Origin of the sequence: Sorangium sp. So ce176 (assembly GCF_051519835.1) — a bacterium.
Taxonomy (GTDB): Bacteria; Myxococcota_A; Polyangia; order Polyangiales; family Polyangiaceae; genus Sorangium; species Sorangium cellulosum_G.
On sequence record NZ_CP150371.1, the window covers coordinates 8,937,713 to 8,951,560 of the forward strand.

Genomic DNA, 13,848 nt, shown 5'->3' on the forward strand with positions numbered 1-13,848 from the left:
GCCGCCTACGGGTAGCAGAACGAGTCGGACGACGCGTCGCCCCCCTCGAGCCGCACCTGGTGAGGCCGCAATGGGCCGAAATCCACGAAGAACTCGGGGTCGAGCGCCATGCCCCCGCCGGGCGCCACATCGACCTTCGCCATCCAGCCGCCGACGCCCTCCGGATAGAACTGCTCGTCCCAGGAGGCATACAGCGAGTTCGTGAAATAGACCCGGCGCCCGTCGCGGCTCACCTCGACCATCTGCGGCCCGCCCCGCAGCGGCCCGGAGCGGCGGTGCGCCGCCCTGCGGACGACGCCCCCGAGGTGCACCGAGCCGGTCAGCTTCGGGTGGAACGGGTCCGACACATCGTACTGCCGGAGCTCGCCCGTGCCCCAGCAGGACAAATAGAGAAACCGGTCGTCGAGGGAGAGGTTGATGTCGGTGATGAGCGGCGGGACCGCCTTGAAGCCCTGGAGCAGCGGCGGCAGGGAGCCCGGGTCCGCGGGCTCGGCCGGCACCTCGATCACCTTGCGGATCGCCCACCTGTCGCCGTCGCGATGCCAGAGCCAGACCGAAGCGGAGAGGTCCTTGACGCTCACGACCACGCCGACGAAGCCGTAGGCCTTCGTCGGATCGTGCGCAGGGCGGAGCTCCAGCGCCATCTGGTGCTCGTCGCCGAGATCCAGCGCCTGGAGGTGCTTGCGCTTCCGGAGATCCCAGACATGGACCCTGTGGCCGTACTTCTTGCCCAGGAGGAGCTCCGGATTCACGCCGTCCTCGATCATCCGCGGCGTCCCCCACTCGCTCGTGAGGAGGGTGTCGTGGCCGAGGTGCCACCAGAAGTCGTAGTGGAGGAACTGCGGCCCCCTGTCGAGCTCCCAGCGGCCGAGGACATCGAAGCTCTCGCAGTCGAGCACGAAGATGCCCCCGGGCCCGTCGCCGTCGGGGCTGCCGAGCGCGCTCACGTAGATGCCGTCAGGGCCGCAATGCAGCGTGTGCGGGCGCGAATAGCCGGCCTTCTTCGCGATCTCCTCGGCGCGGACCGTGTGCACGAGCTCGGGGCGGCGCGGGTCCGGCTTGACGTCGAAGACGAAGATGTTCGACGAGCGGAGCGCCGGGAGCAGGAGATAGCGGCGCTCCACGTGGGGGTGCGGCGCGTAGGGGCACAGCGCGGCGCTGCACGCGTTCCAGCCCGAGTGGTGGAGCTCGTCGCCGTACGTCGGCAGCTCGTTGACCGAGACGAGCGTGCCATACGACGGCGACCTCGGATCGAGATCGACAACCGTGAGCGCGTCGTGGCGAAGCTCGCCCTGGCGCTTCAGCGCGGCGCCCGCGTCGAGCGCTGTCACGTAGGCCAGCCGCTCGGGCGGCGCCTCCATCGCCAGCCGCGGAGACGGATAAAAGGTGGGATCCGGACGAAACCGCATGCGCTGGCCTCCTTCGTGAACGGGCATCCGTTATAACAGAGGCCGCGCACGGGGTCCACGCCCGGCTCCACAGCGCGTCGCCCCCCCCGGCGACGTGCCTGCGCCGCGGGCTGGCGCGGCTCGGGCGGCTGGCCCGACAGGCGCGCGGCCGGCCGCGCGCCCGGGCGGCCGCGCTCCGCCCTACTCCTGGAGATCGGTGCTGAGGAAGACCTCGTGGATATCGAGCTTGCTCGGGCCCGCGAACATCTCCTTCGGCGCGCGGTTCCGGTGCGCCTCCGCGAACGCGGGGCTCCTCGTCCAGGCGATGAAGTCGTCCATCGATCGCCACCAGGTCTTCACCTCGTAGAACCCCTGGGCGTCCGGGTCCGGGCTCCACGCGCCGGTCGCGTGGTCGAGCTTCATCGGCTTCGGCCGGTGCACCTCGTTCCGGATGAAGCCGGGCGCGCGGTCGACCAGGTGAACCCGGTTCTTGAAGCGGTCCTCGAAATCGGCCTCGTGGCCCTCGGCGACAGGAATGCGGTTGGTGACGACGATCATGCTCCTCTCCTTGCTGGCTCCCGGGTGGTGCCGGAGACCCGCGCAGCCGGGCAGCGGCGAGCTTAGCAGCGCTCCCGCCCCTCCGGGGGGACAACACAACGCCCAACCCCAGATCCGCGACAATTTTTGTGGAAAATTTAGCCACTCACCGCAATGCGATCCAGCACGCCCGGCCGGCGAGGACCGGTGAGGCGCCCGCCGAATCAGGCCAAATCGGATTGACACGCCCGCCCTTCGGCTCCTTTATCCCCGGAGGTCCTCCATGAACGGCTCCAGGATGGTTGATCGCAGACCCACGCGCGTGGAGAACGGAAGGGACGGGCTCGATCGCTCCGAGGTCGAAGGTGTCCTGCGACGGAACGTCGAGGCGCTCCGGGAGGTCCAGAGGAATCTCGACCGCAACAAGAGCTTCCAGGAAGCGCTCGCCGACAGGATCACCGGCTTCACGGGGAGCATGACCTTTGTCTTCCTCCACGCCGCCCTGTTCGGGGGCTGGCTCGTGGTGAACACCGGGGTCGTACCCTTCATCAAGCCGTTCGATCCATTCCCGTTCGTGATGCTGGCGATGATCGCCTCGGTGGAGGCCATCTTCCTCTCCACCTTCGTGCTCATCAGCCAGAACCGCATGCAGGCGCTCGCCGACAAACGCGCCGAGCTCGACCTCCAGATTAACCTCCTGGCAGAGCACGAGGTCACCCGGCTCATCGAGCTCGTCGACGGCATCTCCAGGCACCTCCAGGTGCCCCGAGGGAGCGACCTGCACCTCGAGGAGCTCAAGAAGGATGTCTACCCCGAGGTGGTGCTGGACGAGATCGAACGCGCGAAGCAGGAGGGAGTGGAGCAGTGACTACGGACTCTCCCTAGACTGAATGTTAGTACTCCCTGATGCCACCGCCCCCTGTCGACTCGTCGCCTCCGCGTCCCACGCCGTATTTCGCGCGGTACATGCCTGCCCGGGGTTCTGTCGGTCAAATCCCGGATAGCTTTGACGGAAGCAGAGTACTCCTCACTTGAACTGAGGAGCTCGTACTGGACGGGAACGTGTCAAAACTCTCACAGAGCGGTCTTGCGGGCTCGGGGATTACATGTTACTCGGATGGCGTCCGGGGCATCGATTGTACGATGTCCGTAGCGAACAGACCCGGACACGCCGCGCCGTGGATTGTTCAGGCTGCAGGGTGGCAGCACGGGCGTCCTGCCTCGATCGCCAGGCCTCGCCTGGTCCGCTCAGGCCCGTGGCGAAGTGTCACCCATTGAATCATCGACCAAGAGGAATATGGCCAGTCACGTCCTCATCACCGGTGGAGCGGGGTTCATCGGCTCGCATGTCGCCGACGAGCTCCTGCGCCAGGGGCACCGCGTCCGGGCGCTCGACAGCCTCCTACCCCAGGTGCACGGCCCCGAGCGCCAGCGCCCGGCGTACCTCGACCCGGAAGTCGAGCTGCTCGTGGGCGATGTCCGCGACCGGGAGGCAGTGAAGAAGGCGCTCCGCGGCGTGGACGTCGTGGTCCACTTCGCGGCCATGGTCGGGGTCGGACAGAGCATGTACCAGATCGAGGAGTACACCTCGGTCAACAACCTCGGCACCGCCGTGCTGCTCGAGGCGCTCGCCGAGAAGCCGGTATCGCGGCTGATCGTCGCCTCCAGCATGAGCGTGTACGGCGAGGGGCTCTACCGGACCGCCTCCGGGACGGTGGTCGCCGGAGCGAGCCGCCCGCTCGAGCAGCTCAAGCGCGGCGACTGGGAGGTCCGGAGCGAGGCGGGCGAGGTGCTCGTGCCCATCCCGACCCCCGAGTCCAAGACGCCGGCGCTCGAGTCGGTCTATGCGCTCTCCAAGTACGACCAGGAGCGGCTCTGCCTGACGATCGGGCGCGCCTACAAAATCCCGACCGTCGCCCTCCGCTTCTTCAACGTCTATGGCCGCCGCCAGGCCCTCTCGAACCCCTATACAGGCGTCCTCGCCATCTTCGCCTCGCGGCTCCTCAACGACCGTCCCCCGCTCATCTTCGAGGACGGGCTGCAGCGGCGCGACTTCGTGAGCGTCGCCGACATCTCCCGCGCCTGCGCCCGGGTCATGACGGCCGACTCGGCCGTGGGCCAGGTGCTCAACATCGGCAGCGGGAAGTCGTTCACCGTGCGCGACGTCGCCGAGCACGTCCGGAAGGTGATGGGCAAGGACCGGATCGACCCCGAGATCACCGGGAAATCGCGGCTCGGGGACATCCGGCACTGCTTCGCCGACATCGGCGCGGCGCAGCGCAAGATCGGCTACGAGCCCAAGGTCTCGCTCGAGGAAGGGCTCCGCGATCTCGCTGGCTGGCTCGAGGGGCAGGTGGCGAAGGACGCTGTCGCCCAGGCCCGCGCCGAGCTGGAGTCCCGGGGGCTGACCGTATGAGCGCCGCGCAGCCCGATGCCACCAGCGGGGCCGGCGCGCCGGTGCGCCCGGCGCTGATCACCGGCGGCGCCGGCTTCGTCGGGGCCAACGTGGCCCACCGCCTGCTCCAGGCGGGCGAGTCGGTGATCCTCTTCGACAACCTCTCGCGGCCCTCGGTGGCGCGCAACGTGGACTGGCTGAAGCGCGTCCACGGCGACCGCGTCACGCTGATCACCGGCGACGTGCGGGACGCCGGCGCGGTGGCCGATGCGGTCCGGCGCGCCTCGAGCGTCTTCCACTTCGCCGCCCAGGTCGCGGTGACGACGAGCCTCGTCCGGCCGGTGGAGGACTTCGAGATCAACGCCCGCGGCACGCTCAACGTCCTCGAGGCGATCCGCGCCCAGAGCTCCCCGCCGCCGCTGCTCTTCACCTCGACCAACAAGGTGTACGGCGGCCTCCCCGACGTCCCGCTCCAGTGCCGGGACAGGCACTACGAGCCCGAGGATCCGAAGCTCCGCGTCTCCGGCATCTCCGAGGCCCGCCCGCTCGACTTCCACAGCCCGTACGGCTGCTCCAAGGGCACGGCGGACCAGTACGTCATCGACTATGCCCGCACCTTCGGGCTGCCGGCGGCGGTGTTCCGGATGAGCTGCATCTACGGCCCGCGCCAGTTCGGGACCGAGGACCAGGGCTGGGTGGCCCACTTCCTCCTCCAGGCGCTCCGGCGCGAGCCGATCACGCTCTACGGCGACGGGATGCAGGTCCGGGACGTGCTGTTCGTCGACGACCTCGTCGACGCCTTCCTCCTCGCCCGCAAGCACATCCAGCAGCTCTCCGCGACGGCGTTCAACATCGGCGGGGGCCCGGAGAACACCATCAGCCTGCTCGAGCTGCTCGACCTCATCGAGGAGCTCGACGGCAAGCGCCCCGCCACCGGCTTCGAGGCGTGGCGGCCCGGCGATCAGCGCTACTACGTCTCCGATTGCCGCCGGTTCTGCGCGGCCACGGGGTGGTGGCCGCGCGTCCGCGTCCGCGAGGGCGTCCGCAAGCTGTACGGCTGGCTGCGCGAGCTGATGGAGACGACCGGCGCCGGCAAGGCCGCCGCCGGCCAGGCGGCCGAGGAGCTGCGCATGGAGGGCGTCGGGTGAGGCTCGCGCTCGTCAACCCGCCCTGGAGCTTCGAGGGGAGCATCTATTTCGGGTGCCGCGAGCCGCACCTGCCGCTCGAGTACGGCTACGCCAGGGCGCTGCTCGAGGCCGCGGGGCACGAGGCGACGATCGTCGACGCCCAGGCCCGGGACCTCTCCCAGGACGCCGTGCGCGACGAGGTGGCCGCGCTCCGCCCCGACGCCGTCGTGGTGACCACCGCGCCGAGCTACCTCTTCTGGCGCTGCGCGCCGCCCGAGCTCCGGGTCCCCCAGCAGACGCTCCACGCCCTCCGCGGCCTGCCGGGCCTCCGGTTCGCGGTGGGCCCCCACGCCTCCACCACCCCCCGCGCCACGCTCCGCAAGCTCGCGGTCGACGCTGTCGTGATGGGCGAGTGCGAGGAGGTCCTGGTGAAGCTCGCCGATCTCCCGCGCTCGCGCTGGGGTGAGATCGCGTCGATCGCGTACGTCGACGGCGACGAGGCGCGCGTGCAGGGCGGCCCGCACGGCGCCGACATGGCCCGGCTCCCGGCCCTGCGCTGGGACGACGCCACGGTGGCGCGCCACGCCCACCACCACCACCGCTTCGACACCGCGCCGGTCGGCCCGGGCGCCGAGGTCGAGGCGTCGCGAGGGTGCCCCTACAACTGCACCTTCTGCGCGAAGGACAACTTCCGCGATCGCTACCGCAAGCGCCCGCTCCCGGTGCTCCTCGACGAGCTCGACGGGCTCATCGCGCAGGGCGTCCGCTACGTCTATTTCATCGACGAGATCTTCCTCCCCGACCGCCCGCTGCTCGAGGCGCTCGTGGATCGTCCGGTGTCGTTCGGCATCCAGATGCGCATCGACAACTGGAGCCGCGAGATGCTCGACCTGCTCGGCACAGCGGGGTGCGTCTCGATCGAGGCGGGGGTCGAGAGCATCACGAAGGAGGGCAGGAGCCTGCTGGCCAAGCACTGCAAGCTCTCGACCGAGCAGCTCAGCGATCTCCTGATCCACGCGAAGAAGAGCGTCCCCTTCGTCCAGGCGAACCTGATCCAGTCGCAGACCGACGACCCGGCGGACGTCACCGCCTTCCGGGAGCGGCTCCGGCAGCACGGCGTCTGGGCGAACGAGCCGGTGCCGATGTTCCCGTACCCGGGCTCGCCCGATTACACGATGCGCTGGGGTCGCCCCGACGATCAGGCGTGGGAGCGCTCTGTCGAGCATTACCTCGGTCAGTTCGATCACTTCAGCGACATCCAGGAGAGCCGCCCCCTGCCGCTCTCCGAGCTCGAGGTCGCCGCGCCGGGTCATGGGTGACGCCTTGCACGAGCTCGGCTCCATCCTGATGACCGCCGACACGGTGGGAGGCGTCTTCTCCTACGCGATCGAGCTCGCGCGCGCGCTCGCGGCGCGCGGGGTGCGGACGTCGCTCGCCACGATGGGCGGGCCGCTCTCGGCGCCCCAGCGCGAGGCCGCGGGCAGCGTGCCAGGGCTCGCCCTCTTCGAGAGCTCGTACCGGCTCGAGTGGATGGACGACCCCTGGGACGACGTCGCGCGCGCCGGCGACTGGCTCCTCGAGCTCGAGGAGCGCGTCCGCCCGGACGTGGTCCACCTGAACGGCTACGCGCACGGCGCGCTCGGCTTCCGCGCGCCGAAGCTCGTTGTGGCGCACTCCTGCGTGCTCTCCTGGTGGTCCGCCGTCCTCGGCGGGGAGGCGCCGCCGCAGTACGATCGCTACCGGCGCGAGGTGGCCCGGGGGCTCGCCGCCGCGTCCGCGGTGGTGGCGCCGACCCGGGCGATGCTCGACGCCCTGCTGCGCCACCACGGCGCGCTCTCCCCGCAGCCGCGCGCGGCGGTGATCCCCAACGCGGCCGACCCCGATCGGTTCGCCCCGCAGCCGAAGGAGGAGTTCATCCTCGCCGTCGGGCGGCTCTGGGACCAGGCCAAGAACGTCGCGGCGCTCGGCGAGGTGGCCCCTCGCCTTCCCTGGCCGATCCGGGTGGCCGGCAGCGACGTCCACCCCGGCGGGGGCGCGCGGCCGATCCCGTCGCTCGAGCACCTCGGCGTGCTCTCCCCCGCCGGCGTGGCCGGCGCGCTCGCCCGCGCGTCGATCTACGCGCACCCGGCCCGCTACGAGCCGTTCGGCCTGTCGGTGCTCGAGGCGGCGCTCTCCGGCTGCGCGCTCGTCCTGGGCGACATCCCCAGCCTGCGCGAGGTCTGGCGGGACGCGGCCCTCTACGTCGACCCCGGCGACGCGGAGGCGCTCCGGCGCGCGCTCCAGGCGCTGATCGACGATCCCGGCGCCCGCCGGGAGATGGCGTCCCGCGCCAGCGCCCGCGCCCTCGACTTCTCGCCGCGGCGGATGGTCCGCGGCTACCTGCACCTCTACGGCGACCTCCGCCGGCGCGCCTTCGCCGCGAGGCGCTCGCCGGCGCGCGAGGCCGCCGCTGCCGCCGTGGGAGGCGAGTGAGCCCCATGCGCATCGTCCTTTTCTGCCATTCGCTGCTGTCCGACTGGAACCACGGCAACGCGCACTTCCTCCGCGGCGTTGTCACCGAGCTCGCCGAGCGCGGGCACGAGGTCCGCGTCTTCGAGCCGCGCGACGCCTGGAGCCTCCAGAACCTCGTCGCCGACAACGGCGAGGCGCCGCTGCGCGAGGTGCGGGACGTCTATCCGCACGTCGACCCGATCCGGTACGACCTCGCCTCGCTCGACATGGACCAGGCGCTCGAGGGCGCCTCGCTGGTCATCGTCCACGAGTGGAGCGAGCCCGAGCTCGTCGCCCGCGTCGGCGCGCACCGGACGGGCGCGTCGTACAGGCTGCTCTTCCACGACACGCACCACCGGTCGGTCACGGATCCCGGGGCCATGACCCGCTACGACCTCACCCACTACGACGGCGTCCTCGCCTTCGGCCGGGTGATCCGCGACATCTACCTCGAGCGGTGCTGGGCCCGCCGCGCCTTCATCTGGCACGAGGCCGCGGACGCGCGGGTGTTCCGGCCGCGCCGCGACGTGAAGCCCGAGCGCGACCTCGTGTGGGTAGGCAACTGGGGCGACGAGGAGCGCGCGCGCGAGCTCGACGAGTTCCTGATCGGCCCGGCGCGCGACCTCCGCCTCTCCGCCCGCGTGCACGGGGTGCGCTACCCCGAGCACGCCCGCGCCGCCCTCGAGGCCGCCGGGATCGAGCACCGCGGCTGGCTCCCCAACCACCGCGCGCCCGACGCGTTCGCGCGGGCGCGGGTGACCGTCCACGTGCCGCGGCGGCCCTACGTCGAGTCGCTCCCGGGCATCCCGACCATCCGGCCGTTCGAGGCCCTGGCGTGCGCGATCCCGCTCGTCTGCTCGCCGTGGAGCGACGCGGAGGGGCTGTTCTCGCCCGGGCTCGACTACCTCGTCGCCCGCGACGGCGACGAGATGAAGAAGCACCTGCGGGCGCTCCTCGCCGAGCCCGCGATGGCCGCCGAGCTGGCGGAGCGGGGGCGCAAGACAGTCCTCGCGCGCCACACGTGCGCCCACCGCGTCGACGAGCTGCTGAGCATCTCGGCCGACCTCGGCATCGAGGTCGACCGCCCCGCGCCCGCCGCCACCACCCAGCGAGCCACCGCATGAACCGACGCCCGACCTCGAGCCGATCGCTCACCATCGCCTTCTTCGGATCGAGCCTCGTCTCCGCCTACTGGAACGGAGCCGCGACCTACTACCGCGGCATCATCCGCGCCCTCGCCGCGCGCGGCCACCGGGTCACCTTCTACGAGCCGGACGCCTACGACCGGCAGAAGCACCGCGACATCGAGGACCCGCCGTGGGCCCGCGTTGTCGTCTACTCGGGCACCGACCCGGCGGAGCCCCGGCGGCTCGTCGAGCAGGCGCGGAGCGCGGACGTCGTCGTCAAGGCGAGCGGCGTCGGCGTGTTCGACGAGCTCCTCGAGGCCGAGGTCGCCTCGCTCGAGCGGCCGGGGCTCACGACCCTCTTCTGGGACGTCGACGCGCCGGCCACGCTCGAGCGGGTCCGGACCGACCCGTCCGACGCGTTCCGGCAGCAGATCCCGCGCTACAGCCTTGTCTTCACCTACGGCGGAGGCGACCCCGTTGTGCGCGGCTACGAGGCGCTCGGCGCGCGGCGCTGCGTGCCGATCTACAACGCCCTCGACCCCGAGACGCACTTCGAGGTCGCGCCGGATCCGCGGTTCGACTGCGATTTCGCGCTCCTCGCCAACCGCCTGCCGGACCGCGAGGGGCGCGTCGAGGAGTTCTTCCTCCGGCCGGCGGCCGCGCTCCCCGGGCTCAGGTTCCTGCTCGGCGGCAGCGGCTGGCAGGACAAGGCGATGCCGCCGAACGTCCGGTACGTCGGGCACGTCTACACGGCGGATCACAACGCCTTCAACGCGAGCGCGCGCGCGGTGCTGAACGTGGCGCGCGACAGCATGGCGTCGGTCGGCTTCTCGCCGGCGACCCGGGTCTTCGAGGCCGCGGGCGCGGCCGCGTGCCTCATCACCGACGCGTGGGAGGGGATCGAGCTCTTCCTGGAGCCCGAGCGCGAGGTGCTGGTCGCCAGGAACGGCGACGAGGTAGCGGAGATCCTCCGGGCGCTCACGCCCGAGCGGGCGCGCGCGATCGGCAAGGCGGCGAAGCAGCGCGTGCTCGCCGCGCACACCTATGCGGAGCGGGCGAAGCAGGTCGAAGCGCTGCTCGCCCGCCCAGACGACCTACCCCTCACCGCGACAGCGCCGTGAAGACAATCTCCTTCGTTTTCCTGGGCCTCTCGATCACCTCGTCGTGGGGCAACGGCCACGCGACGACCTACCGCGGGCTGATCAAGCGGCTGGCGCAGCGCGGCCACCGCGTGCTGTTCCTCGAGCGGGACCTCTGGTTCTACGCGGAGAACCGCGATCTCCCGCGCCCGCCCTACGGCCAGACCGCGCTCTACCAGAGCCTCGACGACCTCCGCGCGCGCTTCGGCGAGGCGGTGCGCGACGCGGACATGGTGGTTGTCGGGTCGTACGTGCCCGACGGGGTCGCTGTCGGCGCGTGGGTGACGGAGACGGCGCGCGGGAAGACGGCGTTCTACGACATCGACACGCCGGTGACGCTGAAGAAGCTCGAGCGGGGCGACACCGAGTACCTGTCGGCGGCGCTCATCCCGCGGTACGACCTCTACCTCTCGTTCACCGGCGGCCCGACGCTCGACCTGCTCGAGCGCCGCTACGGGGCGAAGCGGGCGCGCCCGCTCTACTGCTCGGTGGATCCGGACGAGTACTTCCCGGAGCGCGCCTCGCCCCGGTGGGATCTCGGCTACCTCGGCACCTACAGCGCCGATCGCCAGCCCACGCTGGACCGGCTGCTTGTCGAGCCGGCGCGCCGCTGGGAGCAGGGCCGCTTCGCCGTCGCCGGGCCGCAGTACCCGGCGGACATCGCGTGGCCGGCCAACGTCGACAGGACGGATCACATCCCGCCGGGCGAGCACCGCGCCTTCTACGGCGCGCAGCGCTTCACGCTCAACGTCACGCGGCAGGACATGATCGAGGCGGGGTACTCGCCGAGCGTGCGCCTGTTCGAGGCGGCGGCGTGCGGCGTGCCGGTGATCAGCGACGACTGGCCGGGTCTCGACGAGCTCTTCGAGCCTGGCAAGGAGATCCTTGTCGCCCGCTCCTCGGAGGAGGCGCTGCGCATGCTGCGCGAGTTCCCGGAGCGGGAGCGGATCGCGATCGGGCAGCGGGCGCGCGAGCGCGTGCTCGCCCGGCACACAGCGGCGCACCGCGCCGAGGCGCTCGAGAGAGCTGCCCGGGAGCTGCTCGACGAGCAGGAGCTCCCAGGGGACCGGAGACAGTGACATCGACGTGCGGTGTCGGGCTTGGAACAGCGTGCTGCCAATGAAGGATGACGAAGCGACCGTGACGAGGATGGATCTCATCGCGCTCGCCCCTCCGGGGGCTGGCGGGCGGTCGTCGTCTTCTGGAGAGGAGGTCAGAGAGACATGAGCGCTGCGCTGCGCATCCTGGTGACCGGAGGCGCCGGCTTCGTCGGCTCCCACCTGTGTGATCGGCTGATCCGCGACGGCCACGAGGTCGTCGCGCTCGACGATCTCTCGACCGGCTCCAAGGCCAACGTCGCCCACCTCCTCAACCACCGCCGCTTCCGGCTGATGGAGCACGACGTCACCCAGCCGTACGACGTCAAGGTCGACCGCATCTACAACCTCGCCTCGCCGGCGAGCCCGCCCCATTACCAGCGCGATCCGGTCCGGACGACGATGGTCAACGTGGTGGGCGTGCACAACGCGCTGAAGCTCGCCGAGGGCTGCGGGGCGCGGGTCTTCCAGGCGTCGACAAGCGAGGTGTACGGCGATCCCGAGGTCCACCCGCAGCCGGAGAGCTACCGCGGCTCGGTGAACCCGATCGGGATCCGCTCGTGTTACGACGAGGGGAAGCGCTGCGCCGAGTCGCTGGTGATGGACTTCCACCGTCGCCGCGGCGTCGAGGTCCGGATGGCGCGGATCTTCAACACCTACGGTCCGCGGATGGCGCTCGACGACGGGCGCGTCGTGTCGAACTTCATCGTCCAGGCGCTGCGGGGCGAGGATCTGACGGTGTACGGCGCCGGCTCGCAGACGCGGAGCTTCTGTTACGTGGACGATCTCGTCGAGGGGATCGTGCGGCTGATGGAGCACCCCACGGAGACGGGCCCGGTGAACCTCGGGAACCCCGAGGAGTTCACGGTGCTGGAGCTCGCCGAGGAGGTGATTCACCTGACCGGGAGCCGGAGCCGCGTCGCGTTCCGCCCGCTGCCGCAGGACGATCCGCGGCAGCGGCAGCCGGTCATCGATCACGCGAAGCGGGCGCTCGGGTTCGAGCCGAAGGTGCCGCTCCGGGTGGGATTGCGCCGGACGATCGAGGGGTTCCGGGGCGTGCTCGGGCTGACCCGCCACGCGCCCGGGCTGGCGTCGGAGAGCGACGCGCCGCTGCCGCAGGCCGCGAACGGCTGAGCCGGCGACGAACAACAGGCCGGGAGCGGCTGAACTGGATCGAGCGAGGAGAGGATCGGATGAAGCAGCCGCAGAAGCTGGTGAAGCCGCAGGGGAAGCTGGCCGTGCTCCTCCCGGGGCTCGGGGCCGTGTCGACGACGACGATCGCGGGCGTGATGCTCGCGCGGCGCGGGGTGGCCGCGCCGGTGGGGGCGCTATCCCAGCTCGGGACGATCCGGCTGGGCAAGCGCACGGAGAACCGCTCCCCGAGGATCAAGGACTTCGTCCCGCTGGCGTCGCTCGATGATCTGGAGTTCGGCGGATGGGACATCTTCCCTGACAACGCGCATGAGGCGGCGGTCGAGGCGAAGGTGCTCGAGGCGGCGCACCTCGATGCGGTCCGCGAGGAGCTCGCGGCGGTGACGCCGATGAAGGCGGTGTTCTACCCGGACTACGTGCGCCGGCTCCACGGCCCGCACGTGAAGACGGGCCGCAGCAAGGCCGACATGGTGGAGCAGGTGCGGGACGACATCCGCGGCTTCGTGCGGTCGCGCGGGGCGGACAGGGCGGTGGCTGTGTGGTGCGGATCGACGGAGATCTTCATCGCGCCGTCGGACGTGCATACGTCGGTGGCCGCGTTCGAGGCGGGGCTGCTGTCGAACCACCCCGGGATCTCGAACTCGCAGATCTACGCCTGGGCGTGCATCAAGGAGGGGGTCCCGTTCGCGAACGGGGCGCCGAACCTGACCGTCGATTTCCCGGCGGCGTCGGAGCTCTCGCGCCATCACGGGGTGCCGATCGCGGGCAAGGACTTCAAGACGGGGCAGACCTTGATGAAGACGGTGATCGCGCCGGCGCTCAAGGCGCGGATGCTCGGCATCTCGGGGTGGTTCTCGACGAACATCCTCGGCAACCGCGACGGCGTTGTGCTCGACGATCCGGACTCGTTCAAGACGAAGGAGGCGTCGAAGCTCAGCGTGCTCGATCAGATCCTCCAGCCGGGGCTCTACAAGGAGCTGTATTCGAAGCTCTACCACAAGGTGCGGATCGAGCATTATCCGCCGCGCGGGGACGCGAAGGAGGGGTGGGACAACATCGATCTGTTCGGGTGGCTCGGCTATCCGATGCAGATGAAGGTGAACTTCCTCTGCCGGGACTCGATCCTCGCGGCGCCGATCGTGCTCGATCTGGCGCTGTTCCTGGACCTGGCGGCGCGGGCGGGCTTCAGCGGGACGCAGGAGTGGCTGAGCTTCTACTTCAAGAGCCCGATGACCGCGCCGGAGCTCTACCCGGAGCACGACCTGTTCATCCAGTCGATGAAGCTGAAGAACACGCTGCGCTGGATGATGGGAGAAGAGCTGATCACGCACCTGGGGAACGAGTACTACGACTGAGCGTGCCCAGGGTTGGGCGAAGCGGCGGCGCGGGCAGGACG

General features: G+C 70.7%; 12 protein-coding genes. 10 read left to right on the forward strand and 2 right to left on the reverse strand.

The annotated features are described in order from the left end of the window. Nucleotides 1-5: 5 nt before the first annotated feature. Entirely contained in the window at nt 6-1,409 is a 1,404-nt protein-coding gene (locus WMF42_RS33770; RefSeq protein WP_061608343.1) for a selenium-binding protein SBP56-related protein, read from the reverse strand. Between the two features lie 180 nt (nt 1,410-1,589). Then, the gene (locus tag WMF42_RS33775; RefSeq protein ID WP_061608342.1) at nt 1,590-1,946 is read right to left on the reverse strand and encodes an antibiotic biosynthesis monooxygenase family protein; all 357 of its coding nucleotides are present in this window, start codon (nt 1,944-1,946) and stop codon (nt 1,590-1,592) included. 277 nt (nt 1,947-2,223) lie between these two features. Between WMF42_RS33775 and WMF42_RS33780 the strand changes: the two genes are divergently transcribed. The 10 genes from WMF42_RS33780 (at nt 2,224) to WMF42_RS33825 (ending at nt 13,807) form a co-directional block, all read left to right on the forward strand. Continuing rightward, nucleotides 2,224-2,793 (forward strand): DUF1003 domain-containing protein, encoded by a 570-nt coding sequence (locus WMF42_RS33780; RefSeq protein WP_061608341.1) that lies wholly within the window; start codon nt 2,224-2,226, stop codon nt 2,791-2,793. Between the two features lie 429 nt (nt 2,794-3,222). Then, complete coding sequence (locus WMF42_RS33785; protein ID WP_061608340.1) at nt 3,223-4,341, forward strand: SDR family NAD(P)-dependent oxidoreductase; 1,119 nt, start codon at nt 3,223-3,225, stop codon at nt 4,339-4,341. Next, nucleotides 4,338-5,468 carry an SDR family NAD(P)-dependent oxidoreductase gene (locus WMF42_RS33790; RefSeq protein ID WP_437687040.1) on the forward strand — a complete coding sequence of 377 codons (1,131 nt, stop codon included), beginning with the start codon at nt 4,338-4,340 and terminating at the stop codon, nt 5,466-5,468. Before WMF42_RS33785 ends, WMF42_RS33790 begins: the two co-directional genes overlap by 4 nt. Next, complete coding sequence (locus WMF42_RS33795) at nt 5,465-6,766, forward strand: TIGR04295 family B12-binding domain-containing radical SAM protein (RefSeq protein ID WP_437687041.1); 1,302 nt, start codon at nt 5,465-5,467, stop codon at nt 6,764-6,766. The genes WMF42_RS33790 and WMF42_RS33795 overlap by 4 nt, the downstream gene beginning before the upstream one ends. Beyond that, nucleotides 6,759-7,919 (forward strand): glycosyltransferase family 4 protein, encoded by a 1,161-nt coding sequence (locus WMF42_RS33800; protein WP_437687043.1) that lies wholly within the window; start codon nt 6,759-6,761, stop codon nt 7,917-7,919. Before WMF42_RS33795 ends, WMF42_RS33800 begins: the two co-directional genes overlap by 8 nt. Before the next feature lie 5 nt (nt 7,920-7,924). Further along, nucleotides 7,925-9,061, forward strand: coding sequence for a CgeB family protein (locus tag WMF42_RS33805; RefSeq protein WP_437687045.1), 1,137 nt, complete (start codon nt 7,925-7,927; stop codon nt 9,059-9,061). Beyond that, the gene (locus WMF42_RS33810) at nt 9,058-10,185 is read left to right on the forward strand and encodes a CgeB family protein (RefSeq protein WP_061608335.1); all 1,128 of its coding nucleotides are present in this window, start codon (nt 9,058-9,060) and stop codon (nt 10,183-10,185) included. Before WMF42_RS33805 ends, WMF42_RS33810 begins: the two co-directional genes overlap by 4 nt. Continuing rightward, entirely contained in the window at nt 10,182-11,282 is a 1,101-nt protein-coding gene (locus tag WMF42_RS33815) for a CgeB family protein (RefSeq protein WP_061608334.1), read from the forward strand. The genes WMF42_RS33810 and WMF42_RS33815 overlap by 4 nt, the downstream gene beginning before the upstream one ends. Before the next feature lie 144 nt (nt 11,283-11,426). Next, the gene (locus tag WMF42_RS33820; RefSeq protein WP_061608333.1) at nt 11,427-12,434 is read left to right on the forward strand and encodes a UDP-glucuronic acid decarboxylase family protein; all 1,008 of its coding nucleotides are present in this window, start codon (nt 11,427-11,429) and stop codon (nt 12,432-12,434) included. A 59-nt stretch (nt 12,435-12,493) separates the two neighbouring features. Next, nucleotides 12,494-13,807 carry an inositol-3-phosphate synthase gene (locus tag WMF42_RS33825; RefSeq protein ID WP_061608332.1) on the forward strand — a complete coding sequence of 438 codons (1,314 nt, stop codon included), beginning with the start codon at nt 12,494-12,496 and terminating at the stop codon, nt 13,805-13,807. Nucleotides 13,808-13,848 lie beyond the last annotated feature (41 nt).